This window comes from Tatumella ptyseos, assembly GCF_030552895.1.
Lineage (GTDB): Bacteria > Pseudomonadota > Gammaproteobacteria > Enterobacterales > Enterobacteriaceae > Rosenbergiella > Rosenbergiella ptyseos_A.
Window position 1 is genome coordinate 225,204 of record NZ_CP130649.1, and the last position, 25,931, is coordinate 251,134.

The window sequence follows — 25,931 nt, forward strand, 5'->3', positions numbered from 1 at the left end:
GCCGAAACTTCATGCAAAGTGAACAAAGCATAAGCAAACGATAATTTAATTTAAAAAACCACTAGACAGCTAGGCAACACTACCGTAATATCCGCATCCGCAACGGCGCTAAGCGCCCGTAGCTCAGCTGGATAGAGCGCTGCCCTCCGGAGGCAGAGGTCTCAGGTTCGAATCCTGTCGGGCGCACCAGTTTTTTAGGTGTCGAGCTGCGGTGGTGTTTTACCGCGTTAGGCTGATGTGATAACATCAGTGGTAGTAAGAAGTTAGGGGTGGTGGCTATAGCTCAGTTGGTAGAGCCCTGGATTGTGATTCCAGTTGTCGTGGGTTCGAGTCCCATTAGCCACCCCAATTTTTATCTGATGAGCGACGGTGGCGGAATTGGTAGACGCGCTAGCTTCAGGTGTTAGTGTCTTAACGGACGTGGGGGTTCAAGTCCCCCCCCTCGCACCAGATAAAAAGAGAAAGTAGTACCGCAGTATTTCGGCGAGTAGCGCAGCTTGGTAGCGCAACTGGTTTGGGACCAGTGGGTCGGAGGTTCGAATCCTCTCTCGCCGACCAAATTTAAAGAAACCCCGCTTTGGCGGGGTTTTTTGTTTTTGTCCTATTCACTCTGTCGGCAGTGTGATGTCACCACTGATCACAGTGGTTGAGTGTCCACCGATAAAGATTTTCCCCGCTATTTTTTTAATCGTTACATCCCCTTCAGCGCCAACACAAATACCCTGTTGCGCACGATACTGCTCAGGTAACTCTCCTGTTTCAATCAGCCATTGCGCTAACACGGCTTGTAAGCTTCCCGTTACCGGATCTTCAGTGGCTTCTGAGCCTATCAGAGCGCGGACTATCAAGCCTTCACCCTGCGGGTTCAGGCAACAAAGTCCTAACTTAAGCTCGCCCATCGCTGAGTAATTAGGGGTGATATTAAGGAGTGTTTCTACTGAATCCACCCTTACACAATGCCATACCGGGCCATTACTTAAGACTTTAGTGGCGGTGATGGCTTCTTCAGGCAGTCCAGTAGACGCGATAAGCTGCTGATGTTCATGCGCGGAAAATGGGCGTTGTATCACTAAGGGTGGCGCTTGGAAAAATAACCGGCCGTCTTCTTGCCGTATCTCAACAATACCTATCGCGGATTGCTGATGGACCACGGCTTGTTCGCGCCCATTCAACCAACTGTGGCAGGCCCCTAATGTGGGGTGTCCAGCAAAAGGAAGTTCTTCGACAGGGGTAAAAATACGCACCTTATAGTCCGCATTAGCTTCTGTCGCGGGGGAAATAAAGACAGTTTCACTAAGCTGGGTCCACCGTGCTAACGCTTGCATGGTCGCTGTGGAATACTCCTCCTCTAGGCAATGGACAACGGCCAAAGGATTACCTTTCAAAGGATGGGTAGCAAAGACATTGATTTGCTCAAAACGCGATTTCATAACAGTAACACCTAGCAGAAAGGGGGGCTTAATAACACCACCGTCTGGCGATTATCGCAATAGGCGTTAGGAGAGGGCGGCTGTGAACAGCCGCCTAAGGGAGAGATTACTGGTCAGGATACTTCTTTAGAGTGAGATGGAGACCTTCTCGGCGCATTTTTGCAGCTTCTTCCGGACGACGCATTTTGTCGTAGACATCAGCTAACCAAGCGTAATCAAAACTATCTGGACGTTGCGCTAAGGCTGCCTTAAAGGCATCTACAGCCTGCTGCCATTCGCCCCGACGCATCAGTAATTGCCCCAACGTACTTTCTAACAATGGCGTTGAACCCTGCTGTTTGATGAGTTGGCGGACTAATTTCTCAGAATCATCGCTGTTGGCAGTTTTAATCTTAGGAATGGAAAGCACTAAATTTTCATTATAGTGACGTTTAAGCCCATCCATTGCGATCACCTGTGCCATCTCATGATCATCACACTCAATGAGATGTGTCACCATCGCCGCCTGTAAGCGCGAATCTTGGCGTGTTTTACGAGCCTGATGACCCCACCACTGTTTCAAGCCTTCACTGCCACCGGACGCCATTGCTTGCTCCATAAGACCTAACCAGGCTTGATGGGTAAGCGTTTCTGATTCTTCTTTTGTCACTAATTGGTCTTTTTCAAGTGAAGGTAAGATATCCAGTAAGGCTGACCATGCTCCCGTACGCAGGTATGCCGTCTGTGCCAAACGCAGCACTTCAGGATGACGAGGTGCGACATCCAATAAACGGTCGATGGTATGACGTGCTGCATGGTTCTCTTCACGCGCTAAGAGGATGCGTGCACGCGCAATTTCTACAGGAATCTGATTGTCTGTACAGAGCTCGGAGGCCCGCTCAAGATGTTGGTTTGCGCGGATCTCGTCGCCTCGTTGTTGGGCAGCTTCCGCCGCGAGTAGATAGTTGGCGACAGGCGTATCAGAGTGATCAGCATTTTTTGTCATCAGCTTTTCAACTTGCTGATAGTCGCCCTCGGCTAATTTAATCAAAGCAGTGTTGGTGTGTTTTTGCGCCAAGCGGTGTTTTCTACCCGTAAACCAGCGGCGAGCGCGTGAGCCGGTTCTAAACAGACGACGTATCACCCATTCAATCAGCAGAATAACAATCAATGCTACCAAAAGAATGATCACTAACCCTGTTACAGAGGTTTCGATATTCCATTGAGAGGTTTGGATCAGCACGTAGCCTTGCTTGCCGGCGAATACGGGGCCTAATACGATCCCGGCAATCAGTAAAACAAAGAGCGTTAAGACTTTAATCATCTTAACCTCCTTGTTGCGGCGCGGTGGCCGGAGTAGGAGCCGGCTGTGGATCGTTAGTACTTGGGCTACTCATTAAACCTCTGACGCGATTTTGCATTAACTTGTCGATCAGTTCTTGGCTGGAGAGTGTCTCAGGGAGATCCATCGCGATAGGCGTTTGTGACAGTTGATCGATCTGCGCTAAGAAAGCTTTAGTCGTCGGATCGTCAGTATTATACCAAGCCCTTACCCAGGTTGAGACGGCTTCAAGGGATTGTTTATAAATATCTTCTTGATGGCGAGGAATGGCTTGCGAGGCGATCAGTAATCGCGAACGAATATTTTCACGTAGATAGATATCTTGATTTGGGGCCAAGAGCGGTTGCGCGCTATTGTCGCGGCGACGGACCGTAATAAAGTTATCCATAAAATCATGCCAGCTAGCCATTAAGTTATGGCGCCATTCAGCTAAAGAGCCTGAAATATCGTGGCTATCTTTATCCATAGGGGCATCATTATCGCTATCATCAGCCAGACGCAGATTATCAACATTATTCGCTAACTGACTCACCTGCAGAATAATACCGTCGTAATCTACCTGATTAATAGTGGCTAACGTAGAGATATCTTGGTTTAGGGCACGGCGTACATTGATAATACTCGGGTCGTCCATTTGTGCGAGACTACGGTCCGCGCTTTTCAGTAAGGCCAGCGCCGTGGTAACGTCTTGGTCGCTCCATAATTTCCTTCCTGCAAGCTTCACTAAGTAATCCGCTTGGGAGACCAACCAGACACTGGCATCATTGCCGGTGAGAGAATTCACTTTATCGCGCAGGCCCTGCAGATCTTTTTCGGTCTCTTGTAGCTGAGACTGCGATTCTTTTAGTGCTTGTGCCGTGGAGGAGAGCTGTTGAGTCAACTGCTGCTGACTTGTGCTATTTTGTTGTTGCGCTTGGGCAAGTTGGTCGCGTAACGCTTGATTTGAACTCAATTGTGCATGATTGCTGTGCGTGATGTACCAGGCACTACCTAGGCCTGACGCCAACGCAATAACAATGGCTAGGCTCGCCAGCGCTTTACCATTACCTGCTGCGTTAGCAGGCTTCGGAGAAGGTGTTGTCGTGTTATCTTCTTTCACTTCTTCCGGCATGGCGGAGGGGGCTTTGTGTTCCGTCATAGAGGCTTATCCCATAAGTTTAATTTCAGCGTAATGCGCGCAATAACGCATCGTTATCCGCACCATCAGCAACAATAATATCTCGCCAACCAAACTCGGTGGCAAGCGTTGCTAAACGTTTACTGACGACAACTAGCCGACAGTGGAGTAACCATTCGTTCCGATCTAAAGCAGGAATTAATTCATAGAGTAGGTTTAACATCTCACCACTTGTCACAATTATGGTTGAGATCCCCTTTTGTCGCCAGCGAAAAGCCTGTTCTGCGCCATGATAATTTAGGGTGACTCGTTGATAACATTCGAAATAGGTGACGTTGGCACCGCGTGAATGTAATGTTTCGCCGAGGTGTTCACGTCCATTATTCCCCCGCAGGATCACACAGTTTTTACCGGTAATATTGTCCAGTAAGGGGTGGTCGAGTAAGTGTTCACTGAGTGATATTTCGGGAAATTCAACAACTTGTTGGCAGTAGTGGTGTAGCGCTAAGGCACTACTTTTACCGATTGCCAAGTAGTGCACAGTGGTTGGCCAAGTCTTATTCGCGGCCTGCAGAAAAGGGCCTATATAATTGAGGGCTCGGGCCGATACTGAGATGACCAGATCACCACTATTTAGCGTGGACAAGAACGAACAACATTCTGATAACTGGCGTCCTGGAAGGAAGTCGATGAGCGGCAGATGCCAGGCTTGACGTCCCGTCAAGCGTAACCGTTCCACCAACTGCTGTCCTTCTGGAGAGGGCCGAGTGACCAGAATAGTCATGGTATTACTGCCCTTGGTAGATTTTTTTGAGGATGTCCCCGGCGCCCCGTGCTAACAGCTCATCGGCCAGTGAGATTCCTAAAGCTTCGGCGTCTTCAGGTAACCCTTGACGTTCGCCTGCAATAATCACGTCACCTTCAGGCGTCCCGACTAACCCGCGAAGCCATAATTTACCGTCGTTGAGTAATGCATAACTGGCAATAGGGACTTGGCATCCCCCCTCTAAGCGCGTATTCATTGCACGCTCCGCCTTGACGCGAATTGCTGTCGCCTCATCATTAAGTGGTGCTAATAATTGGTGTAGCTCGGTATCATCAATCCGACATTCAATACCTACCGCACCTTGCCCGACTGCAGGAAGCGATACTTCAGGGGGCAGCGAATAACGGATCCTCGAGGTTAATCCTAAGCGAATAAGCCCTGCTGAGGCGAGAATAATGGCATCGTATTCACCTGCATCCAGTTTTGATAACCGAGTGCCTACGTTGCCACGTAACGAGCGAATAACCAAGTCGGGTCGTAGTGCGCTTAACTGGCATTGGCGTCGCAAACTGGAGGTGCCGACTATTGCACCTTGTGGCAAGGCATCAATACTGTCGTAATGGTTAGAGACAAAAGCATCTAAAGGATTCTCGCGTGGACAGATGGCGACCAGTCCCAACCCTTCAGGGAATGCCACCGGAACATCTTTCATTGAGTGAACGGCAAGATCGGCACGACCTTCCAGCATCGCAGATTCCAGCTCCTTTACAAACAATCCTTTCCCGCCCACTTTAGACAGCGGGCTATCAAGCAATATGTCGCCTTTGGTCACCATAGTGACCAATTCAACCTGTAGGTCTGGATGATGAGCCATGAGTTGTTGCTTCACATATTCCGCTTGCCAAAGGGCAAGTGGGCTTTTGCGGGTGGCAATTCGGATTGTTTTATCAGTCATACTGGTAACCATACTTTTATATTTACCTATTATCCTAACATTTAAACCTAGAATGTGGCACTTTCCACCCCATGAAAACGCAAGCCGATGTTTTTTTGACCATAACACATAGATTGTTCAATGCTGGCTGAGTAACCATGCTAGGGTGAGCAGGCTAACACGCTTTACCGGAGGGGGTGGCAGTGTTAGATTGACCGACCGCGGTAAAAAATGCAGCACAGATCACGCGGTAAAAATTTTATCAATCTCTTGTGATAAGTTCGGGTGTGATGCCTTGTATCTCTATATAGAAACACTGAAACAACGATTAGATGCAATCAACCAGTTGCGTACTGATCGTGCAACCGCAGCGATGAGCGCGGCGTTTCGTCACATCTATAGTTTGCTTCCCGTACTCTTACATTACCATCATCCTGACATGCCGGGTTACCTCTCCAATAATACCCCGCATGGTATTAGCTTTTTTACGCCAGATGAGACCCAACAGTCGCTGCTTGAGACGCTTCTTCCTAACAGGACTCATACGCTGCCCCCGCCGCCTGAAAATGCGCCTATTCTCGGGCTTTACTCAATGGGCAGTACGTCTTCTATCGGTCAGAGCAGTGACTCTGATCTGGATATCTGGGTCTGCCACCAATCTTGGTTGGATAGCGCTGAACGTCAAGCGTTACAGAACAAATGTCATCAACTTCAGCTGTGGTGTAAAAAGCAAGGGGTTGAGATCAGCTTCTTTTTGATCGATGAAAACCGCTTTCGGATGAATGAGAGCGGGGCATTAGGGAAAGAAGATTGTGGCAGTACACAACATATTTTACTGCTTGATGAGTTTTATCGGAGTGCGGTGCGCTTGGCGGGTAAACGTATTCTCTGGAATTTGGTCCCCAGCGAGCATGAGTCACATTACGATGAATACGTGATGGAGCTTTACGCCAAGGGGGCACTCGCACCCAACGAATGGATTGATCTGGGGGGATTGGGAACGCTATCTGCAGAAGAGTATTTTGGTGCAAGCCTATGGCAACTGTATAAAAGTATCGATTCTCCTTATAAGGCCGTGTTGAAGACGATTCTATTAGAAGCGTATAGCTGGGAATATCCGAATACACGCTTACTCGCGACAGAAATAAAACAGTGCTTACATGATGGGGAGATCGTCCATTTTGGTTTAGATCCCTACTGTATGATGCTTGAGCGAGTTACTGCCTATTTAGAAGCGATCAATGATACCGCGAGATTAGATTTAGTCCGCCGCTGTTTTTATTTAAAAGTTTCTGAAAAAATGACATTGGGCAGCCAGGGTGAGCTCTCACCTTGGCGTAAAGAAATCTTGGCGCAGTTAGTGATGCGCTGGGGATGGGGGAGTGAGCTCCTCGCTCAACTTGATGGGCGAATGCACTGGAAGATTGAACAAGTCCGTATTGCTCATAATGAGTTACTTGATGCGATGATGCAAAGCTATCGAAATCTGATCCGCTTTGCGCGTCGTAACAACCTTAGTGTCAGTGCCAGCCCTCAAGATATCGGTGTGCTGACGCGTAAATTGTACGCCGCATTTGAAGCTTTACCGGGTAAGGTGGCACTGCTTAATCCACAAATTTCACCGGATCTCTCTGAAGATCATCTCACCTTCATTTACGTGGCCGAAGGCCGTGCAAATCGGCGAGGATGGTATCTGTATAATCAGGCGCCAGAGATGAATGCGATCATTAGCCATCAGCCTCTCGAATATAACCGTTATTTAAACAAGCTGGTGGCGTGGGCGTGGTTTAATGGCTTATTGACGGAAAAGACGCATCTCCATATTAAGGGGACGAGCCTATGCGATCTGCCTCGCTTACAAGAACTGGTTCACGATATTGCAACGCATTTTCCTATCCGCTTAGCGGCGCCAACACCCAAAGCGCTTTATAGCCCTTGCGAAATCCGTCATTTAGCATTGATGGTAAATATAGAGTCTGATCCTACTCAGGCATTACGAGATCAAGTTGTACTGTTCGACTTTCGTAAAATGGATGTTTTTAGTTTTGGTCAGCAGCAGCAGTGTTTGATAGGAAGCATAGACCTGCTTTACCGTAATTCGTGGAATGAGGTAAGAACACTGCATTTCGAAGGTGAATCGGCGATGATTGAAGCGCTAAAGACCATCTTAGGAAAAATGCATCAAGAAGCACTTCCACCTGAGGCTGTCGACGTCTTCTGCTATAGCCCGCATTTACGTGCATTGATCCGGACTCGCGTCTTGCAGCTTGTTTCGGAATGTATTGATCTACGTCTTTCTAGTAATCGACAAGAAACCGGGCGATTCAAAGCACTGAAATTAGCCAGCGATACTTGGGGATTATTCTTCGAACGTATGGGTGTCTCGGTCCAAAAACTCAAAAATGCCGTCGAGTTTTATGGTGCGATTTCTAATAACAAGTTACAGGGACTATCGATACAGATGGACTCGAAGCAAGCAAATCTGCCGACCGTTGTTAAAAATTACGCGAGTGAAGGGATCATCCAGTTTTTCTTTGAAGATCATCCCCCAGCGGAAAGTTTCAGCATCTATGTGCTCGATGAGCAAAACCATGCTGAGGTCTATCAGCACTGTGAAGGGAGTAAAGACGAGCTGATGCGTGATGTTTGCCGGTTTTATTCAGCTTCCCACGATCGATTGACCTTTGGAACCTCCTCGATCAACTTCAACCTGCCGCAATTTTACCAAGTGGTTGAGCAACATGGACGGGCGACCATTATCAATTTCCACTCGCCTAGCCAAGATGAAGTCACGGAGAGGGTCTCTCCGCAACTTGGATTGAATAGTCTACCACAATCGCCTTATCGCCCGTGATTTTAGAAAGAAACGGGTTCACCTGCTTGTACCGTACAGGCTTCAGCGAGTAACGCCCAAAATTCACTTCCGGTCCTATCACAGATCCAATGGCCACCTTTTAGTGAAAAATGGTAGCCGCCCGCTTTTGTGGCGAGCCAAACTTGGTGTAAGGGTTCTTGGCGATTAATGATGATTTTGGTTCCATTCTCGAAACTCAGGGTCATCACATTGCCATGGGTCTCGTAGTCAATATCCGTATCGCCATCGTGCTCGTCTAAACGTTCTTCAATAGTTAGCAACAATTGGTCTGCGTGTTGATGAAATTCGCTGTCGTTCATGCTCACTCCTCTTTTTGACTAGTATAACGATTGCTTAACAGTGGGTCATCTGGGATTTAGTTAGTGAGGCTTATCATCGACCTATTCCACTATTTTCTGTTGCTTTTCCCGTTTCAACTGCGATGATACGTAGAATAGAAAGTTAAGTGAGTAAATAACAATGAAGAATGCTGTGGCTAAATATACGCTGTTTATTGCCGTTATTGCGTTAACCGGTTGTGGTTTAAAAGGTCCACTCTATTTCCCAAAAGACAGTTCGGGTAAGCAGCAGGGCCAAAATACCGGTTACGACCAAGGTGTTTTCAAAAAATCGAATAAAAAATCCGATAACTTATAGTCAGCCGACATGGCAACGGGGTGAAGCATGCAGTTTTCTAAAATGCATGGCCTAGGTAACGATTTCATGGTGGTTGATGCCGTTACTCAGAATGTGTTTTTTTCTCCAGAACTGATCCGACGCTTAGCCGATCGCCATTTAGGGATTGGTTTCGACCAATTATTGGTCGTAGAACCCCCCTATGATCCAGACCTCGATTTTCACTATCGCATTTATAATGCTGATGGCAGTGAAGTTGCACAGTGTGGCAATGGGGCACGCTGTTTTGCTCGTTTCGTTCGTTTAAAAGGGCTAACGAATAAAAACAGTATTCGGGTCAGCACACAAGCTGGACAGATGGTATTAACGGTTAATCGTGATGAGCTGGTACAGGTCAATATGGGGGAACCCAAATTTGAGCCGGCTGAGGTTCCCTTTAGAGCCAATAAAGCTGAAAGCCTCTACCTCTTAAGGGTTGAGGAGAGAACCGTCATGTTTGGTGCGGTCTCAATGGGAAATCCCCATTGTGTTATCCAAGTACAAGCGACTGCGACGGCAGAGGTTGAAGTCTTGGGGCCTATTTTAGAAAGTCACGAGCGATTTCCTGAGCGAGTGAATGTTGGTTTTATGGAAGTCATTAATCGTGAACATATCCGTTTGCGTGTCTATGAACGTGGCGCAGGAGAAACCCAAGCCTGTGGTAGTGGTGCATGTGCGGCGGTAGCGAGTGGTATCCAACAAGGTCTGCTGAGTCAGAATGTTCGGGTTGATCTCCCAGGGGGGACACTGCATATTGCTTGGCAGGGTCCGGGAACGCCTTTATTTATGACCGGACCTGCCACTCACGTTTATGATGGATTTATTCACTTATGACCACTCACCAAGAACAGGCACCTTTACTGAGTCAACCACTCGATGATGAGCGTGTGAGCGAGTATTTGCGCGAGCACCCAGATTTTTTTATTCAAAATGCCCGGCAAATTGAACAGATGATCATCCCTCATCCGGTAAAAGGCAGTGTCTCTTTGGTCGAATGGCAGCTCACCCGTCAGCGCCAACATATTGCTAATTTAGAGCAAGAAATCACGTTATTAATGGAGCAAGCGCAAGCTAACCAGCATTTGGTTGGGCAGCTTCTCCATCTGCAATCACATCTCGCGACAGCCAATGATCTCGCCGACCTACAAAGCCGATTACATCACTGGGCAAGAGGGCTTGGCTTAGCGGGCGCCACGTTTCGTTTATTTAATGATAGCTGGCAGTTGGCTGCACCATCCGGATTTCACCACTTAGGTTTGGATCGATACAGTTTCACGCCGCTTCAGCTACAACGATTTACCCATGACAGTCATTATCTTGGCCCTCTTCAAGGTCCAGAACTGCTGTTGTTGATGCCGGAAGCGAAAGCCATTGGTTCTGTGGCGTTATCGTTATTGACAGAGTCAGGACAAGACGTGGGAGTTCTTATCTTCAGTAGTCGTAATAAAGACCATTATCATCCCGGGATGGGGACTGAGCTTTTGGATTGTATAGCCGGATTCTTGCCTCATTTATTGACGCGATGGATAAGCCGTGTATGACGGAGAAAAGCGATGGGCTATTTCTGCGCTGTGAAGAGTATTTACGCTATCTACGAGTAGAGCGTCAGCTTAGCCCTTTAACGATTTCTAACTATCAAAGGCAACTACAGTTCATCTGTGCCTTTTTCACGGCCGCATCGCTTAGCGCATGGTCACAACTTACTCCTGTGTTGATTCGCTCCATGGCGGCGGCATCGCGTCGAGAAGGGTTAAAAGCGTCAAGTCTGGCTTTACGGATATCGGCACTACGCAGCTTTCTCGATTGGCAAGTCTCCCAAGGATTCTTAGCGGCTAATCCCGCTAAAGGTATTGCCACTCCCCGGGCGGGTCGGCCCCTACCCAAAAATATCGATGTCGATTCGGTTGGTCAATTACTCTCAATTGATCTGAACGATCCGCTATCGGTACGTGATCGTACTATGCTTGAAGTGATGTATGGCGGTGGCCTACGTCTCTCGGAACTTGTGAATTTAGATTATCAGCACCTTGAACTTGAGTCGGGTGAAGTGTGGGTTGTCGGGAAAGGGAGTAAAGAGCGGCGTTTACCTATCGGTCGTACAGCCGTCGAATGGTTGGTTCGTTGGCTAGAGATGCGAGAATTATTTCTGCCAGAAGATGAGGCGGTTTTTATCTCGCAACAAGGAAAGCGTATATCCACGCGTAACGTGCAAAAGCGTTTTGCACAGTGGGGCGTTCTGCAAGGCCTTAATACTCATGTGCATCCCCACAAGCTGCGCCACTCTTTTGCCACGCATATGTTAGAATCAAGCGGAGATTTGCGCGCAGTGCAGGAGCTTTTAGGTCATGCGAATCTGTCCACAACGCAGATCTATACTCATTTAGACTTTCAGCATCTCGCTTCAGTCTACGATGCCGCCCATCCCCGTGCTAAACGAGGTAAAAACTAATGCGCTTTTATCGCCCCATTAATCGCCCGCAGGCAATGACTTTCGACTTGGATGATACGCTTTATGATAATCGGCAAGTTATTCTCACTACGGTGGAAAAAACGCATCAAGCACTACAAGCGTGGCATCCGAGTTTAGCGACCCTCACCCCGCAGGACTACGATTGTGAACGGCTATGGATTGAGCAGCAACAGCCTGAAATCGTTCATGATGTCACGGCCTGGCGTCAGGCAACCTTGGTGAGCTTAATCAAAAAAGCAGGGATGAGTCTTGCACAAGCGCAAGCAGGGGCCGAAGAGGTGATGACTGTCTTCCATCAATGGCGGAGTGCAGCCCATATTCCTGAAATAACCCATAAGGTACTCGCTGAATTAGCAACTAACATCCCATTAGTCGCCATTACTAATGGGAATGCCGATGCTGAACAGTTGGGAATTGCTCAATACTTCTCACTAGTGTTACGTGCTGGGCCGGATGGTAAAGCGAAGCCTTCTGGTGACCTCTATCAGATTGCCGCACAGCACTTACGCCTAGCGCCTAACACTATTCTACATGTTGGCGATGACTTGATTACCGATGTAAAGGGGGCAGTTGTGGCAGGCTTTCAAGCGTGCTGGATCAATGACCGCCAACAGAATCTTCTCACCGCTAGCTCAGCGCGAGTGATCCCCCATCTCGAAATTTCACGGTTGGATTCACTGACCAGCTTGCTATAATGGCTGTAGATATATACAGCCTCCCCTTACAAATGCAACGGTGCTTATGGACGTTTCTGAACTGCTCGACGGCTTAAATGATAAACAGCGCGAGGCGGTAGCCGCTCCGCGGAGTAACTTATTGGTTCTAGCTGGCGCAGGCAGTGGTAAAACGCGTGTTTTAGTGCATCGAATCGCTTGGTTATTAACCGTCGAGCGCTGTTCACCTTATTCGATTATGGCGGTGACTTTTACTAACAAAGCCGCGGCCGAAATGCGCCATCGTATTGAAGAAGTGGTCGGGACGAGCCAAGGGGGGATGTGGATTGGTACGTTCCACGGTTTGGCACATCGCTTATTACGCGCGCATCCACTGGATGCAGGCTTGCCTGCTGATTTCCAAATCCTTGATAGTGAAGACCAATTACGTCTTCTTAAACGATTAATTAAAGCGCTAAATCTGGATGATAAACAGTGGCCAGCCCGTCAAGCCATGTGGTACATCAATGGGAAAAAAGACGAAGGATTAAGGCCTAAACATATCGATAGTTATGGTAACCCCGTTGAGAAAACCTGGTTATCTATCTATCAAGCTTATCAGGAAGCCTGTGACCGTGCCGGGCTGGTTGATTTTGCTGAGCTACTACTGCGCGCCCACGAATTATGGCTTAACAAACCCCATCTACTGAATCATTATCGTGAACGCTTCACTAATCTGTTAGTCGACGAATTCCAAGACACTAATAACATTCAATATGCTTGGATCAGGATGTTAGCGGGGGATAGCAGTAAAGTGATGATTGTTGGCGATGATGACCAATCAATTTATGGATGGCGTGGCGCGCAAGTTGAAAATATTCAACGCTTCCTTACTGATTTTCCTGGCGCACAGACTATTCGCCTGGAGCAAAACTATCGCTCCACACGAAACATTCTTCAAGCCGCAAACATTCTGATTGCTAATAACTCGGGACGGCTCGGTAAAGAGCTTTGGACGGAAGATGATTCCGGCGAACCTATCTCTCTGTATTGTGCATTCAATGAGTTGGATGAGGCACGTTTTGTCGTTAACCGTATTCGGCAATGGCATGAACAGGGGGGGGCATTAGCCGACTGTGCAATACTCTATCGCAGTAATGCCCAGTCACGGGTACTCGAAGAAGCCTTACTACAAAGTACTTTGCCCTACCGTATTTATGGCGGGATGCGCTTCTTCGAACGGCAAGAAATTAAAGATGCTTTGGCTTATTTACGCTTAATGGCGAACCGTAACGACGATGCGGCGTTTGAAAGGGTGGTCAACACTCCTACGCGGGGGATTGGCGACCGGACGCTGGATGTGGTTCGTCAGTTTGCTCGCGACCGACAAATGACACTCTGGCAAAGTGCTCGTGAACTTTTACAAGAGAAAGTCCTGGCTGGGCGTGCCGCATCGGCCTTACAGCGCTTTATCGAATTAATCGAATCCTTAGTGTACGAAACGGGAGAAATGCCGCTCCATGTCCAAACCGATCGGGTGATTAAAGATTCTGGTTTGTGGATAATGTATGAGCAAGAGAAAGGGGAAAAAGGCCAAGCCCGTATAGAAAACTTGGAAGAGTTGGTCACCGCAACCCGTCAATTTAGCTATCAAGATGAAAATGAAGACTTAATGCCACTACAAGCTTTTCTTTCCCATGCCGCTCTGGAAGCGGGCGAAGGGCAAGCAGACAAGTGGCAAGACGCGGTACAACTGATGACCCTGCACTCGGCGAAGGGCCTTGAATTCAGCCAAGTCTTTATTGTTGGCATGGAGGAAGGAATGTTCCCGAGTCAAATGTCCATTGAAGAGAGTGGTCGTTTGGAGGAAGAGCGAAGACTTGCCTATGTTGGGGTCACTCGAGCGATGAAAAAACTGACGCTCACCTTTGCAGAAAGCAGACGTTTATATGGTAAGGAAGTTAGCCATCGTCCATCACGGTTTATTGGCGAGTTACCAGAAGAGTGTGTCGAAGAGGTTCGATCGCGTGCGAATATTACGCGTCCGGTCGACACCAAACGAATGGGCGCGCCGGTAGTAGCCAATGATAGTGGCTGGTCATTGGGTCAGCGAGTCCGTCATAGCAAGTTCGGGGAAGGCACTATTATCAACCTTGAGGGGAGTGGCGAACATTGTCGCCTACAAATCGCCTTTCAAGGCCAAGGAGTGAAATGGCTTGTTGCAGCTTATGCACGTTTAGAAACAGTTTAATCGTGAGGGTTCTTGACGATATTTTCGTCTCGGCGTAACATGCGCGCACTATAATTCTTAGAGGACAATGACCTTGGACACACCCAGTCGATGCTGGATCAATTTCCTACTGATTAGGAAAAACTGCTAAGGTTACCGTTCTCTGACCGGTGAACTTAGCTGTTTACCGGTGATTATTTCCCGTCATCAAGATCGTCAGCACTGATATTTTCACAATCTGTGAGCCCCGTGTTCAAGTAACGCTACTTTACTCATTGAGATAAGTGAGGAATGGCTTTGTCTTGTCCCTGCCGATAAGCAAGGGGAGTCATACTGCTATGTTGAGTGCTTTCAAACTCGAAGAAAATCGCTTAAGCCGGATGGAACCTGAAGAGAGTAATGTCGCGCTCTCTAACGCCGTTTGGGTAGATTTAATTGAGCCAGAAGAAGATGAACGTGATCTGGTGCAACAAACATTAGGCCAAGGTTTGGCAACTCGGCCAGAACTGGAAGATATTGAAGCGTCAGCACGTTTTTTTGAGGATGAAGACGGCTTACATATCCACTCATTCTTCTTTTATGAAGATGCCGACGACCACGCTGGCAACGCTACGGTAGCATTTACTATCCGTGACGGACGTCTTTTCACGTTACGTGAGCGTGAACTTCCTGCTTTCCGTTTATATCGGATGCGTGCGCGCAGCCAAACGTTAGTCGATGGTAATGTCTTTGAAGTCCTATTAGATCTTTTCGAGACGAAAATCGAGCAGCTTGCTGACGAGATCGAAAATATTTATAGCGCCTTAGAAAAATTAAGTCGGGTAATCATGGAAGGGCAACAGGGGGAGGAGTACGACGCAGCACTCTCTCGGCTGGCAGAGTTAGAAGATATTGGATGGAAAGTTCGTCTATGTCTAATGGATACCCAACGCGCGTTAAACTTCTTGATTCGTAAAGCTCGCCTCCCAGCCAATCAATTGGAGCAAGCGCGAGAAGTACTACGAGATATTGACTCGTTACTGCCCCACAATGAGTCACTCTTCCAAAAAGTAAACTTCTTGATGCAAGCGGCGATGGGTTTTATCAGTATCGAGCAAAACCGTATTATCAAGATCTTCTCAGTGGTGTCAGTGGTCTTTTTACCACCGACCTTAGTCGCATCAAGTTACGGGATGAACTTTGAATTTATGCCGGAGCTAAAGTGGAGTTTTGGGTACCCAGGCGCTATTTTACTAATGATATTGGCAGGTTTAGCCCCCTATCTCTATTTTAAACGTAAAAACTGGTTATAACCTCTTTTTCGGCGCTTTTAGCGCCGTTTTTTATGGGCCTTAACTGAGAGCGAAGGCTTAAGAGCAGTGGAGGATGAATAGCTCTGGGATAATGATAAATATCATTAAATGTAAATACCGTTAGTTTTTGATATCTATCATTTTTATATGAAATCGAATCAGATTTTATGTGATGAATGGCGCATTTTGTCAAAAAATATATTAAATAATATGAATATTTAATTCAGTTTTTTACAAAAGGAAACGCTTAATTACGACCAAAAATGTACCTTTAGGGCTCACACCAAGGGAGTCTTAATTATGAAAAAAACAACTATCGCTATGCTTGCTTTACTTGCACTACCGGCCGTTTCTTTTGCAAAAAGTATCTCTGTAACGGATATCTCGTTACAAGGCGCTGAAAATAAAATTATGAAGATTGCCGATAACCACGATGCAGAGTACACCATAACGGGCGCTAGTTCAGGTAACTTCGTCCGAATGACGGCAGTACTGCACAATATTCAAGATGTATCAGGGTTAGGTCGTAAGAATTAATCAGTTGTTTTGGAGGGTGGTGCGTGGTTTTCATCCTCCTATAAAAATCATCTCTCCTACCCTTAAGTCTTTCCCGCTGCCCTCTGACCCCCACCTAAATACGTACCAATTTCAAGTAGTACAGAGAAGTTCTCTTTTATCATCATATTCTGCTGTCATAAAAAGCCATTTCAGGTCAAAATTACGCCCTTAGTCAGAATTTTTTAGTCACATTTGACGAATTTGATCAATTACGGGTGATAGGGACAACTATGCAACGAAAGTGTTTGGTATTAGCGGCAGCGCTAGCGTTACCTCTGGGCGCTAACGCAGAAAGTAATGGCTATGATGTAGGGGTACAAAATAACGCGCCTGTTCATGGCAGCATTATCTCAAATCTATTACAAAAACATGATAGCGCTTTCGTTCTCTATCCTTATGAAAGTAACTATGTGTTGTATACCTACACCAGTAATATGAATAAAGGCGCCATTGAAAGCTATAACTGGGGCCATAATGCGCGTAAAGACGAGCTGAAATTCCAATTAAGCTTAGCTTTCCCAATTTGGCGCGGTATTCTCGGCGATAACTCAGTGTTAGCGGCTTCTTACACCCAGCGTTCTTGGTGGCAAATTTCCAATAGCAAAGAATCTTCCCCTTTCCGTGAAACCAATTACGAACCGCAACTCTTCGTTGGCTGGGCAACAGATTACTCATTAGGTGATTGGACGCTACGTGATGTCGAAACCGGCCTTAACCATGAATCGAACGGACGCAGCGACCCGACCTCTCGAAGCTGGAACCGGGGTTACCTGCGTTTGATGGCGGAAAATGGTAACATGACGGCTGAAATTAAGCCTTGGGTACGCCTTGATACGGGCGGGGGTGACGACGATAACCCAGATATCATCAAATATATGGGACATTATCGTGCTAAATTGGGCTACAAATGGGGTGAAAGCGTCTTCAGTGTCGAGGGGCAATATAACTGGAATTCTGGTTATGGCGGTGCTCAACTTGGCTGGAGCTATCCAATCACCCACAACGTCAGATTTTATACCCAAGTCTACAGTGGTTATGGCGAGTCGTTGATCGACTATAATCACCGTCAAACACGGGTTGGTATTGGTCTAACTCTTAATGATGTTCTCTGATTAAAACAGGTAGCGCGTGGCAACATTGCTAGAAACGGACCGGGAGGCTGATGCCATCCAAGTACTGCAGGAAACCTTTGGTTATCAGCAGTTCCGTCCCGGTCAAGATAGTATTATTCAAGCGGCAATCTCTGGACAAGATTGTCTTGTCGTAATGCCTACTGGCGGTGGTAAGTCACTGTGTTACCAAATACCCGCGTTAGTCCGTAATGGGCTAACGCTGGTGGTTTCCCCCCTCATTTCACTGATGAAAGATCAGGTCGACCAGCTGCGTGCCAACGGTGTGAGCGCGGAGAGCCTCAATTCAAGCCAACCTAGAGAGATCCAGCAGCAGATTTATCAAGACTGTCGGGAAGGTAAAGTTAAGCTGTTATATGTGGCGCCAGAACGACTCATGATGGAGAGTTTTCTCGACACCTTGAGCAGTTGGAATCCTGCCTTGATTGCGGTAGACGAGGCGCACTGTATTTCGCAATGGGGACATGATTTTCGTCCTGAATATGGTGCTATTGGTCGTCTACGGGAACGCTTCCCTACATTACCCATCATGGCGTTAACGGCCACTGCAGACAGTACGACTCGTCAAGATATCTTACAACGCTTGCAGCTCCATGAGCCTTTTATTCAAATAAGTAGTTTCGACCGCCCTAATATTCGCTACACGCTGGTCGATAAATATAAACCAACAGATCAATTACTCACCTATCTCCGTGACCAGCGGGGTAAGTGCGGGATTATTTACTGTAACAGTCGGGCCAAAGTTGAAGATATTACTGCTCGGTTGCAAAGTCGGGGATGGAGTGTCGGTGCCTATCATGCAGGGCTCGACACTGATGAGCGAGCTCGGGTACAAGAAGCTTTTCAGCGCGATGACTTACAAATCGTTGTCGCGACCGTCGCATTTGGGATGGGAATTAATAAACCCAATGTCCGCTTTGTTTTCCATTTAGATATTCCGCGTAATATCGAGTCCTATTATCAGGAGACAGGGAGAGCGGGACGTGACGGTTTACCCGCCGAGGCGATGATGTTGTACGATCCTGCCGATATGGGATGGTTACGCCGCTGTCTTGATGAGAAAACCCCTGGGTTAAGCCAAGACATTGAACGGCATAAGCTCAATGCTATGGGCGCATTTGCCGAGGCGCAAACTTGCCGCCGTCTAGTACTGCTCAACTACTTTGGTGAAAATCGTCAAGCCGCCTGTGGTAACTGTGATATTTGTTTGGACCCGCCACGTCGTTACGACGGCTTAGTCGATGCACAAAAAGCGCTTTCGACCATTTATCGCGTCGGCCAACGATTTGGTATGGGGTATATCGTCGAAGTCCTTAGGGGAGCCGCCAATCAGCGTATTAAAGAGTTCGGTCACGATAAGTTACCGGTTTATGCGATTGGTCGTGACCAGAGTCACGAACATTGGGTTAGCGTATTACGCCAACTCATTCACCTCGGATTGGTTACCCAAAACATTAGTCAGCACTCTGCACTACAACTGACAGAAAGTGCGCGTCCTGTCTTACGTAGCGAATCTCCTCTGCAATTGGCGGTTCCTCGCATCATTGTGACTAAGTCCCGTCCGGTGATGAGCCGTTTGTCAGGAAGCCATTACGATAAAAAGCTCTTTGCTAAATTACGGAAATTACGTAAGGCGATTGCGGATGAGGAAAATATTCCTCCCTACGTAGTATTTAACGATGCAACACTGATTGAACTTTCTGAGATTCAACCCATATCACCCTCAGAAATGTTAGGCATAAATGGGATTGGACAACGTAAATTAGAACGTTTTGGACGACCCTTTATGCAATTGATTAAACAACACTTGGACGATGAATAACTCCCTCTACGCCTTAACAAGGAGCTTTGATGCTATCCCTTTTTATTACTGTTGCTATCGTCCAAATCGTAGCCTTAGCCAGCCCAGGTCCTGATTTTTTCTTTATTTCACAGACGGCGGCGAGCCAATCCCGACGTGATGCATTTAAAGGCGTAATCGGCATCACGCTTGCGGTCGCTATTTGGTCGGCGGTTGCCCTGCTCGGCCTGAATCTGCTTCTTAAACAGATGGCTTGGTTACATCAACTCATTCTGTGGGCGGGGGGAGCTTACTTGATATGGATGGGGATTCAAATGATCAGGTCTGCACGTCAGCCACAATTGCCCCGCGCAGAAGACACCCCAATTAAAACCTCGCGTAAGAAAAATATCTTTTTACGTGGCTTATTAACGAATCTCTCTAATCCTAAAGCCATCGTCTATTTTGGAAGTATCTTTTCATTAATTGTTGGGGATGATGTGAGTAGTGCGACACGTACCGCAATCTTTATGCTAATCGTGGCAGAAACATTGATTTGGTTTAGTTTGGTCGCCACACTCTTCTCACTCCCTTGGGTGAAAGTTAGATACCAGAAGTTGGCGAAGTGGATTGATGGCATCGCTGGAACGCTATTCGTCGCCTTTGGCTTACATTTGATCTTTTCGCGGTAAGAATGAAAAAACACCAGTCACAATGGACGCATCGAGAAAAATCGTTTTCTGCGTTTGTCACCGGTCCTTTGCTATCGTTTTGGCGGCAGCGGCAAGAGCGTCAATTCGTCGGTAAAGATGGCATCGTAGTACGTTATATGTGCATGACTGCGGGCTCGCACAAGAAAGCCATTTTTATTGTGCCAGGTCGCTCAGAAAGCTATAGCAAATACCCTGAGGTGGTATGGGACCTGTTTAATTGTGGTTACGATATTTTTGTTATCGATCATCGAGGCCAAGGTCTATCAGATCGGCTACTGGATGACCCACAGTTAGGACACGTGGCGCAGTTTTCTGATTATGTCGATGATTTAGAACGGTTATGTGAATTAGAATTATCAGGTGGTCGTTATCAGCAGTCCTTTGTTCTCGCCCATTCAATGGGGGGGGCTATCGCAACCCTTTTATCTCAGCGCCACCCTTCGCTATTCACGGCAACTGCGCTAGTGGCGCCGATGTTCGGCATTATTCTTCCGATGCCAGAATGGGTGGTAGAGCGTATTCTGAATTGGACGGCCTCACGCCCGCATTTACGAGAAGGTTTTGCGTTTGGGACAGGCCGCTGGCATGCCACGCCCTTTGGGATCAATAATCTGACCCATAGTCGGGTTCGTTATCAACGTAGCTTACGCTGTTACGCTGACCAGCCTGAATTACAACTTGGTGGGCCAACTACACACTGGGTACGTGAGGCGATTCTGACCGGTCGATATATCGAGAGCATCGCTTCAGAATTACACCACCCAATCTTGCTACTGCAAGCCAGTGAGGATCAGGTAGTCGATAACCACGCCCAAGATCGTTTCTCGTTGGCGAGAAATTTAGCGGGCTTTCCTTGTTATGGCGATCATCCACAGGTGATGGAAGGTGCTCGCCATGAAATTCTGTTTGAAAAAGATGAAATCCGTGCAGATGCCTTGCAGAAGATCACGGAATATTTTTCAACCTTTAGTCGTTAATTTTTCAGGTTTGAAATGGTTTTGAGCCTGTATTGTTGAGAGGTAGTCATGTACCAAATTGTTGCTTCGGATCTCGATGGGACGCTGCTCTCACCAGAGCACTCCTTGACTGACTTTGCTGCGGAAACATTACAACGTGTCACCGAAAAAGGCGTTTCTTTTGTCTTTGCAACCGGTCGCCACCATGTGGACGTGGGACAGATCCGGGAGAAACTCGGGATAGAGGCTTATATGATCACGTCGAATGGTGCGCGAGTGCATGATACTGAAGGGAACTTAGTGTTTGCACACAATCTTGAACGCTCGATAGCGGAAGAGTTGATCACACTTAGCTATAACGATCCTGAAATACTCACCCAGATCTATCGAGACGATGAGTGGTTTATTGCTCGGGAAAGCCGTGATGAGGCTTCATTTTTTATGGAATCAGATTTCCGTTATCAGCTTTACAACCCAGCCGATTTCTCGGTTGAGGGCGTAAGCAAAGTATTCTTCACCTGTAACGATCACCAGCGTCTGGTCCAGCTTGAAGAGGCACTTGTCTCCCGCTTTGGCGATCGGGTTAACGTCAGTTTCTCATTACCAATATGCTTAGAAGTGATGGCGGGTGGGGTGTCTAAAGGTCATGCGCTTGATAGCGTTTCTCGCCGCTTAGGATATAGCTTGGAAGACTGTATCGCTTTTGGTGACGGGATGAATGATAAAGAGATGCTGAGTATGGCAGGCAAAGGCTGCATTATGGAAAATGGCCAACAACGATTGAAAGACCTTTTACCGGAACTCGCTGTTATCGGCCCTAATGGACAAGATGCGGTGCCACATTATCTCCGTAAGCTGTTTGCCGTAGCGGAGTGATGAGTAAAAGGCTGCTGAGTACTCAGCAGCCTACTTGTAGGGTTAGTTAGAGAGGGGATGCGTGGCTAGCCAGGAGACAGCCTTATCCGGAAAATCGGTAAACAGTCCTGCAACATCGGCTTGTTGGTAAAGTATCTGGTATAACTCGTCAACATTACTGACATAATTAGGCAGTTGATCCGCGCGGACCGTATAGGGATGGATAGGTAGCTTGTAACGATGGGCCGCAGCGACCATCGGGGTTAAACGGATATGACCTGGGGTGGATGTTGAATCGATGAGCATATGATAATCAGGACCAATACCGTCTACTGTCTTCGATAATTTCTCGATACCCGCAGGGGTCATCATCCAATCGTAATGATAATTACGCCATTGCCCATCTTGCAGTGTCTGTGTCTCATTATCCTTGGTATAAGCAATTAACTGCACCCGCTTTAAGTCCATCCCGAGTTCTGGCTCTAGGGTCTGTTTTATTCGCTGAAGCTCATCGTAATCAAAACACTGCAACCACACTTTGTCAGATCGCTTAGTGTAGCCATACTGTTTCAAGGTCATCAGTACGGCTTTGCTGATATCTTTACCTTCTTTACGATGGAACCACGGCGATTTTATCTCGGTATAAATACCAATATTTTTTCCTGTTGAGTGGTTAAGCCCCTGAATAAATTCTAGTTCTTCCGCAAGGGTATGAACGTGGAAGGTTGAACTACTCATCGGGAAACGACCAGGGTAATTCTGGACCTGCTTTTTACCTTCGAGATGAAAGCCCTCAGTGAAGTGAAGTTGCCTGATTTCCGCTAGAGTGAAGTCAATCGCATAATAACGGCCATCTGCACGATGGCGGTTAGGGAACTGCTTAGCGACGTCGGTAACCCGATCTAAGAAGTGGTCGTGAAGGACGACAAGTTGATCATCGCGCGTCATGACAACATCTTGTTCGAGATAATCAGCACCTTGTGCGTAAGCCATCGCTTTAGCAGGTAAAGTGTGCTCGGGCAGATAGCCACTGGCCCCGCGATGGGCAATAACGAGCTTATCCGCGTTAGCTTGGGCGAAAATAGTGCAGGAGAATAAGGCAAGCCCCGTCAATATATATTTCATTCTCTTCCCCTAGTCATTTTGCAGCAAGGCTTGTTTATGTTTCTTCTCACTCACCGTGGTGAGCAGTAGCAGAAGTACCGCTAACACTGAACCGGCAATCATCACCAAGAAGCCACCGTCCCAACCAAAGAAATCAACGGTGTAACCAACAATAGCACTGGCCGCAACGGAACCGCCCAAGTAGCCGAAGAGGCCGGTAAATCCTGCCGCCGTTCCTGCCGCTTTTTTCGGGGCTAACTCTAATGCGTGTAAGCCGATTAACATGACTGGCCCATAAATAAGGAAGCCAATCACCGTCATGCAGGCCATATCGATAGCTGGATTACCCGCGGGATTTAGCCAGTAAACGATGGTGGCAATAGTCACTAGCGTCATAAAGACAACGCCAGTGATCCCACGGTTTCCTTTAAAGACCTTATCGGAAACCCATCCGCAAAGTAGGGTGCCGGGGATCCCTGCATACTCATAAAAGAAGTAGGCCCAGGACGATTTATCCAACGTGAAATGTTTAACTTCTTTTAAGTAAGTTGGCGACCAATCGAGAATCCCATAACGCAGTAAATAGACGAACACGTTAGCTAAGGCGATATACCACAAGAGTTTATTGGGCAGAATATATTGGCTAAAGATTTGCTTAGTCGTTAGCTCAGTTTCACTCTCAGCACTGTAGTTAGGGGGATAATCATTTTTATAGGCTTCGATAGGGGGTAATCCACAGGACTGCGGGGTGTCTCGCATCAGTGCGAAGGCGATTAAGGCGATGATGATCGCTAAGAATGCAGGCATGTAAAAAGCCGCTTTCCAATCACCAAACCACATCATTCCTAGTAAAAATAGCAGTGGAGGGATGCCGCCGCCTACGTTATGAGCACAGTTCCATACCGAAACGATTCCACCGCGCTCCTTTTGTGACCACCAGTGAACCATCGTCCTACCACAAGGCGGCCATCCCATGCCTTGGAACCAACCACATAAAAATAACAGGAAAAACATCACCATAATGCTTGAGGTAGCCCATGGAATAAAGCCCATCATCAGCATCACCAGCGCGGCTAAAATCAATCCTGCGGGGAGAAAATAGCGGGGGTTGGAACGGTCAGAGACCGAGCCCATAATAAATTTCGAGAAACCGTAAGCGATTGAAATCCCTGATAAGGCGAAGCCTAAATCACCCCGGCTAAAGCCCTGTTCAACCAGCGAAGGAATCGCTAAAGCGAAATTTTTTCTGACTAAATAGTAAGCTGCGTAGCCAAAAAATATCCCGATAAAAATCTGCCAACGCAGTCGTCGGTAGGTGGGGTCGATAAGCTTATCGTCAAGTGGCGCGGCATGTGCAGCCGGTTTAAAAAGATTGAACATCGTCTTCTCCCTAATCGGATGGGCACGAAAGTAAAGCTTTCGTGTGGTCATGCGGCAAGGGTAACGATTATTGTGCCCGGTAACTTTGACCTATCACACAAATGTTACAAAATATTTAAAATATTGTTCTCATGGACTAAGCCGTGATCAAGGCCCCGGAAGCATCCCTGACAAAAGGCAATTGACGTGCGTGTTGTTGAGCATGGGTAATAAAGGCATCTAACACTGGTTGACGATTTTCACCTTCTCGAGTCGCCGCGTATAGACGGCTCCAAATGCCATTATCTAATGTGCGAGTGACCACCAGTTTTTGCCGCTCAACGTTTTCAACAACCCAGTGCGGTAATGCGGCAATCCCCATATTGGCAGAGACCATCTGGATCAGTAATAGGGTGTTATCGACCGCTTTTAAGGATGGGTTTACGCCAGCAGGTTGTAGGAAATGACGCCAGATGTCCATACGTTGACGTTGCACTGGGTAGATAAGTAGTGTTTCGTCGGTCAGATCTGACGGTAAGATGACTGCTTTGGTGGCGAGAGGATGGCCGACCGCCACCACCAGTCTGACTTCAAAATCGAATAACGGTGTGTAGTGCAGTCCGCTCTTTGGCAAAATATCGGAGGTGAGTACTAGATCTAATTCACCTTGCTGTAAGGCAGGTTGAGGGTCGAAAGTGACTCCCGATGCGAATTCGACTGAGACCTGTGGCCACTGCTCGCGAAAGCTATTTAATGCTGGCGTCATCCATTGAATACAGCTGTGGCACTCTATCGCAATACGTAAAGTGGTCTGTTGAGGGGCTTGGCAGGCCTGCAACGCTTGATGAACTTGGGGTAGCACGCTGTCCGCGAGTTGTAACAATACTTCACCCTGCCGAGTAAAGCGTAGTGGCTGACTTTTACGTATAAAGAGCTTAAAGCCTAAACGCTGCTCAATGTCACTAAACTGATGGGAGAGTGCTGACTGAGTTTGGTGCAGATGTGCGGCTGCGGCGGCCAACGACCCCGTATGCTTTAATGCCTGCAGTGTTTTCAGATGCTTAATCTCAATCATGGTACGCCTTAACGGTGGGAATTATAGCTTGTCATTATCTTAATAAACCAATGTACTGATTATTGCTGGGTGTGTAAACATCTGGATGTCTAAACATCTACGTTATTTTTCTTCACTTTGATTACGCAATTTTTTCATCACTCTTTTATCGAATGAACTTTTCATCTTAGGTTCACTAATGCGTTAACAAGTGGCCCTACTTACCTTGACGTTCCGTCCTGGATTACATAGATTTTAATGAGTGGATAAATAAGGACGCTGAGGACAAGAGGTAGTCGTCCTTCAGCAGAGTTGATATGACAAAGGAGCAGTGACAGCACGATGAAAAAGAATGATACCTTGATTGCTCAGGCCACACGATCTCACCATTTGGAGTGGGAGACTTATCTAATGTGGGCGGCTGATAGTTTTAAATTGAATCATGGCGCGACCCAGTTGGAAGGACAAGCACTCACTCGGCTGATTCCATTGTTATCCCCGCATGCTGATCTCGAACACCTCGAAGCTTTCGAAGAGTACGAGTACCCGAATGAGATAGGCCCAAGCGTTTATGACATCCATGGGGCATGTTTGTCCGATATTGACTGGATGACAGAACGTCTCGATAAGGTATCCTGATACCCCGCTTGAGCGTATCGCGGGGCATGTCGAAAATCTCA

The 25,931-nt window shown here is 47.3% G+C and carries 24 protein-coding genes and 4 tRNA genes; 19 read left to right on the plus strand and 9 right to left on the minus strand.

Translation table 11 applies throughout. The annotated features are described in order from the left end of the window. The first annotated feature begins 112 nt into the window (after positions 1–112). From QJR74_RS01150 to QJR74_RS01165, 4 genes are all read left to right on the plus strand, one after another. Positions 113–189: transfer RNA gene (locus QJR74_RS01150), tRNA-Arg, on the plus strand. A gap of 83 nt (positions 190–272) precedes the next feature. Beyond that, positions 273–348, plus strand: a tRNA-His gene (locus tag QJR74_RS01155). Between the two features lie 15 nt (positions 349–363). Then, a tRNA-Leu gene (locus QJR74_RS01160) sits at positions 364–450 on the plus strand. A gap of 31 nt (positions 451–481) precedes the next feature. Next, positions 482–558, plus strand: a tRNA-Pro gene (locus tag QJR74_RS01165). A 47-nt stretch (positions 559–605) separates the two neighbouring features. Here QJR74_RS01165 and QJR74_RS01170 read toward each other — a convergent pair. The 5 genes from QJR74_RS01170 to hemC form a co-directional block, all read right to left on the minus strand. After that, entirely contained in the window at positions 606–1,430 is an 825-nt protein-coding gene (locus QJR74_RS01170) for a PhzF family phenazine biosynthesis protein (RefSeq protein ID WP_304372806.1), read from the minus strand. A gap of 106 nt (positions 1,431–1,536) precedes the next feature. Next, positions 1,537–2,733, minus strand: a complete 1,197-nt coding sequence (gene hemY, locus QJR74_RS01175; protein ID WP_304372807.1) for a protoheme IX biogenesis protein HemY — start codon at positions 2,731–2,733, stop codon at positions 1,537–1,539. 1 nt (position 2,734) lies between these two features. Continuing rightward, a complete protein-coding gene (hemX, locus tag QJR74_RS01180) occupies positions 2,735–3,889 on the minus strand; it encodes a uroporphyrinogen-III C-methyltransferase (RefSeq protein ID WP_304372808.1) in 1,155 nt (384 codons plus the stop codon). Between the two features lie 25 nt (positions 3,890–3,914). Further along, positions 3,915–4,652, minus strand: coding sequence for a uroporphyrinogen-III synthase (gene hemD, locus QJR74_RS01185; RefSeq protein WP_304372809.1), 738 nt, complete (start codon positions 4,650–4,652; stop codon positions 3,915–3,917). A gap of 4 nt (positions 4,653–4,656) precedes the next feature. Continuing rightward, a complete protein-coding gene (gene hemC / locus QJR74_RS01190; RefSeq protein WP_304372810.1) occupies positions 4,657–5,589 on the minus strand; it encodes a hydroxymethylbilane synthase in 933 nt (310 codons plus the stop codon). 274 nt (positions 5,590–5,863) lie between these two features. On the opposite strand from hemC, the gene QJR74_RS01195 reads away from it, so the two are divergent. Then, positions 5,864–8,422 (plus strand): class I adenylate cyclase, encoded by a 2,559-nt coding sequence (locus QJR74_RS01195; protein WP_304373932.1) that lies wholly within the window; start codon positions 5,864–5,866, stop codon positions 8,420–8,422. A gap of 2 nt (positions 8,423–8,424) precedes the next feature. Here QJR74_RS01195 and cyaY read toward each other — a convergent pair whose 3' ends face one another. After that, on the minus strand, positions 8,425–8,742 hold the full coding sequence (cyaY, locus tag QJR74_RS01200; protein WP_304372811.1) for an iron donor protein CyaY: 318 nt from the start codon (positions 8,740–8,742) through the stop codon (positions 8,425–8,427). A 160-nt stretch (positions 8,743–8,902) separates the two neighbouring features. Between cyaY and lptM the strand changes: the two genes are divergently transcribed. From lptM to yigL, 13 genes are all read left to right on the plus strand, one after another. Continuing rightward, positions 8,903–9,079 (plus strand): LPS translocon maturation chaperone LptM, encoded by a 177-nt coding sequence (gene lptM, locus QJR74_RS01205; RefSeq protein ID WP_092676691.1) that lies wholly within the window; start codon positions 8,903–8,905, stop codon positions 9,077–9,079. A gap of 27 nt (positions 9,080–9,106) precedes the next feature. Next, entirely contained in the window at positions 9,107–9,931 is an 825-nt protein-coding gene (gene dapF / locus QJR74_RS01210; RefSeq protein ID WP_304372812.1) for a diaminopimelate epimerase, read from the plus strand. Further along, a complete protein-coding gene (locus QJR74_RS01215; RefSeq protein ID WP_304372813.1) occupies positions 9,928–10,638 on the plus strand; it encodes a DUF484 domain-containing protein in 711 nt (236 codons plus the stop codon). The genes dapF and QJR74_RS01215 overlap by 4 nt, the downstream gene beginning before the upstream one ends. Next, positions 10,635–11,546 carry a tyrosine recombinase XerC gene (gene xerC / locus QJR74_RS01220; RefSeq protein WP_304372814.1) on the plus strand — a complete coding sequence of 304 codons (912 nt, stop codon included), beginning with the start codon at positions 10,635–10,637 and terminating at the stop codon, positions 11,544–11,546. The genes QJR74_RS01215 and xerC overlap by 4 nt, the downstream gene beginning before the upstream one ends. Continuing rightward, positions 11,546–12,262: a 5-amino-6-(5-phospho-D-ribitylamino)uracil phosphatase YigB gene (gene yigB, locus QJR74_RS01225; RefSeq protein ID WP_304372815.1), complete on the plus strand. Its 717-nt coding sequence runs from the start codon at positions 11,546–11,548 to the stop codon at positions 12,260–12,262. Before xerC ends, yigB begins: the two co-directional genes overlap by 1 nt. 46 nt (positions 12,263–12,308) lie before the next feature. Then, the gene (gene uvrD / locus QJR74_RS01230; protein WP_304372816.1) at positions 12,309–14,471 is read left to right on the plus strand and encodes a DNA helicase II; all 2,163 of its coding nucleotides are present in this window, start codon (positions 12,309–12,311) and stop codon (positions 14,469–14,471) included. 317 nt (positions 14,472–14,788) lie between these two features. After that, positions 14,789–15,742 (plus strand): magnesium/cobalt transporter CorA, encoded by a 954-nt coding sequence (corA, locus tag QJR74_RS01235; RefSeq protein WP_304372817.1) that lies wholly within the window; start codon positions 14,789–14,791, stop codon positions 15,740–15,742. Between the two features lie 300 nt (positions 15,743–16,042). Further along, a complete protein-coding gene (locus QJR74_RS01240; RefSeq protein ID WP_304372818.1) occupies positions 16,043–16,279 on the plus strand; it encodes a DUF1471 domain-containing protein in 237 nt (78 codons plus the stop codon). 251 nt (positions 16,280–16,530) lie between these two features. After that, entirely contained in the window at positions 16,531–17,412 is an 882-nt protein-coding gene (pldA, locus tag QJR74_RS01245; protein ID WP_304372819.1) for a phospholipase A, read from the plus strand. A gap of 16 nt (positions 17,413–17,428) precedes the next feature. Then, entirely contained in the window at positions 17,429–19,252 is a 1,824-nt protein-coding gene (recQ, locus tag QJR74_RS01250; protein ID WP_304372820.1) for an ATP-dependent DNA helicase RecQ, read from the plus strand. 29 nt (positions 19,253–19,281) lie between these two features. After that, on the plus strand, positions 19,282–19,902 hold the full coding sequence (gene rhtC, locus QJR74_RS01255) for a threonine export protein RhtC (RefSeq protein WP_304372821.1): 621 nt from the start codon (positions 19,282–19,284) through the stop codon (positions 19,900–19,902). A gap of 2 nt (positions 19,903–19,904) precedes the next feature. Continuing rightward, a complete protein-coding gene (gene pldB, locus QJR74_RS01260) occupies positions 19,905–20,900 on the plus strand; it encodes a lysophospholipase L2 (protein ID WP_304372822.1) in 996 nt (331 codons plus the stop codon). 48 nt (positions 20,901–20,948) lie between these two features. Further along, positions 20,949–21,755, plus strand: a complete 807-nt coding sequence (yigL, locus tag QJR74_RS01265; RefSeq protein ID WP_304372823.1) for a sugar/pyridoxal phosphate phosphatase YigL — start codon at positions 20,949–20,951, stop codon at positions 21,753–21,755. A gap of 42 nt (positions 21,756–21,797) precedes the next feature. Here the strand turns inward: yigL and glpQ are convergent, their stop codons facing one another. The 3 genes from glpQ to metR form a co-directional block, all read right to left on the minus strand. Then, positions 21,798–22,859: a glycerophosphodiester phosphodiesterase gene (gene glpQ / locus QJR74_RS01270; RefSeq protein ID WP_304372824.1), complete on the minus strand. Its 1,062-nt coding sequence runs from the start codon at positions 22,857–22,859 to the stop codon at positions 21,798–21,800. 9 nt (positions 22,860–22,868) lie between these two features. Continuing rightward, positions 22,869–24,218, minus strand: a complete 1,350-nt coding sequence (glpT, locus tag QJR74_RS01275; RefSeq protein WP_304372825.1) for a glycerol-3-phosphate transporter — start codon at positions 24,216–24,218, stop codon at positions 22,869–22,871. Positions 24,219–24,354: 136 nt separating this feature from the next. Continuing rightward, positions 24,355–25,272, minus strand: a complete 918-nt coding sequence (gene metR / locus QJR74_RS01280) for an HTH-type transcriptional regulator MetR (protein ID WP_304372826.1) — start codon at positions 25,270–25,272, stop codon at positions 24,355–24,357. A gap of 321 nt (positions 25,273–25,593) precedes the next feature. Here metR and QJR74_RS01285 point away from each other — a divergent pair, with 321 nt between their 5' ends. Then, on the plus strand, positions 25,594–25,890 hold the full coding sequence (locus tag QJR74_RS01285; protein WP_304372827.1) for a hypothetical protein: 297 nt from the start codon (positions 25,594–25,596) through the stop codon (positions 25,888–25,890). Positions 25,891–25,931 lie beyond the last annotated feature (41 nt).

Coding starts and splice junctions, on each gene's coding strand:
- corA (WP_304372817.1), top strand. CDS start 14,789: ATGTTGAGTGCTTTCAAACTCGAAGAAAATCGCTTAAGCCGGATGGAA.
- xerC (WP_304372814.1), top strand. CDS start 10,635: ATGACGGAGAAAAGCGATGGGCTATTTCTGCGCTGTGAAGAGTATTTA.
- cyaY (WP_304372811.1), bottom strand. CDS start 8,742: ATGAACGACAGCGAATTTCATCAACACGCAGACCAATTGTTGCTAACT.
- glpQ (WP_304372824.1), bottom strand. CDS start 22,859: ATGAAATATATATTGACGGGGCTTGCCTTATTCTCCTGCACTATTTTC.
- hemX (WP_304372808.1), bottom strand. CDS start 3,889: ATGACGGAACACAAAGCCCCCTCCGCCATGCCGGAAGAAGTGAAAGAA.
- dapF (WP_304372812.1), top strand. CDS start 9,107: ATGCAGTTTTCTAAAATGCATGGCCTAGGTAACGATTTCATGGTGGTT.
- uvrD (WP_304372816.1), top strand. CDS start 12,309: ATGGACGTTTCTGAACTGCTCGACGGCTTAAATGATAAACAGCGCGAG.
- QJR74_RS01170 (WP_304372806.1), bottom strand. CDS start 1,430: ATGAAATCGCGTTTTGAGCAAATCAATGTCTTTGCTACCCATCCTTTG.
- yigL (WP_304372823.1), top strand. CDS start 20,949: ATGTACCAAATTGTTGCTTCGGATCTCGATGGGACGCTGCTCTCACCA.
- lptM (WP_092676691.1), top strand. CDS start 8,903: ATGAAGAATGCTGTGGCTAAATATACGCTGTTTATTGCCGTTATTGCG.
- pldB (WP_304372822.1), top strand. CDS start 19,905: ATGAAAAAACACCAGTCACAATGGACGCATCGAGAAAAATCGTTTTCT.
- hemD (WP_304372809.1), bottom strand. CDS start 4,652: ATGACTATTCTGGTCACTCGGCCCTCTCCAGAAGGACAGCAGTTGGTG.
- glpT (WP_304372825.1), bottom strand. CDS start 24,218: ATGTTCAATCTTTTTAAACCGGCTGCACATGCCGCGCCACTTGACGAT.
- metR (WP_304372826.1), bottom strand. CDS start 25,272: ATGATTGAGATTAAGCATCTGAAAACACTGCAGGCATTAAAGCATACG.
- hemC (WP_304372810.1), bottom strand. CDS start 5,589: ATGACTGATAAAACAATCCGAATTGCCACCCGCAAAAGCCCACTTGCC.
- QJR74_RS01240 (WP_304372818.1), top strand. CDS start 16,043: ATGAAAAAAACAACTATCGCTATGCTTGCTTTACTTGCACTACCGGCC.
- yigB (WP_304372815.1), top strand. CDS start 11,546: ATGCGCTTTTATCGCCCCATTAATCGCCCGCAGGCAATGACTTTCGAC.
- QJR74_RS01215 (WP_304372813.1), top strand. CDS start 9,928: ATGACCACTCACCAAGAACAGGCACCTTTACTGAGTCAACCACTCGAT.
- hemY (WP_304372807.1), bottom strand. CDS start 2,733: ATGATTAAAGTCTTAACGCTCTTTGTTTTACTGATTGCCGGGATCGTA.
- pldA (WP_304372819.1), top strand. CDS start 16,531: ATGCAACGAAAGTGTTTGGTATTAGCGGCAGCGCTAGCGTTACCTCTG.
- rhtC (WP_304372821.1), top strand. CDS start 19,282: ATGCTATCCCTTTTTATTACTGTTGCTATCGTCCAAATCGTAGCCTTA.
- QJR74_RS01285 (WP_304372827.1), top strand. CDS start 25,594: ATGAAAAAGAATGATACCTTGATTGCTCAGGCCACACGATCTCACCAT.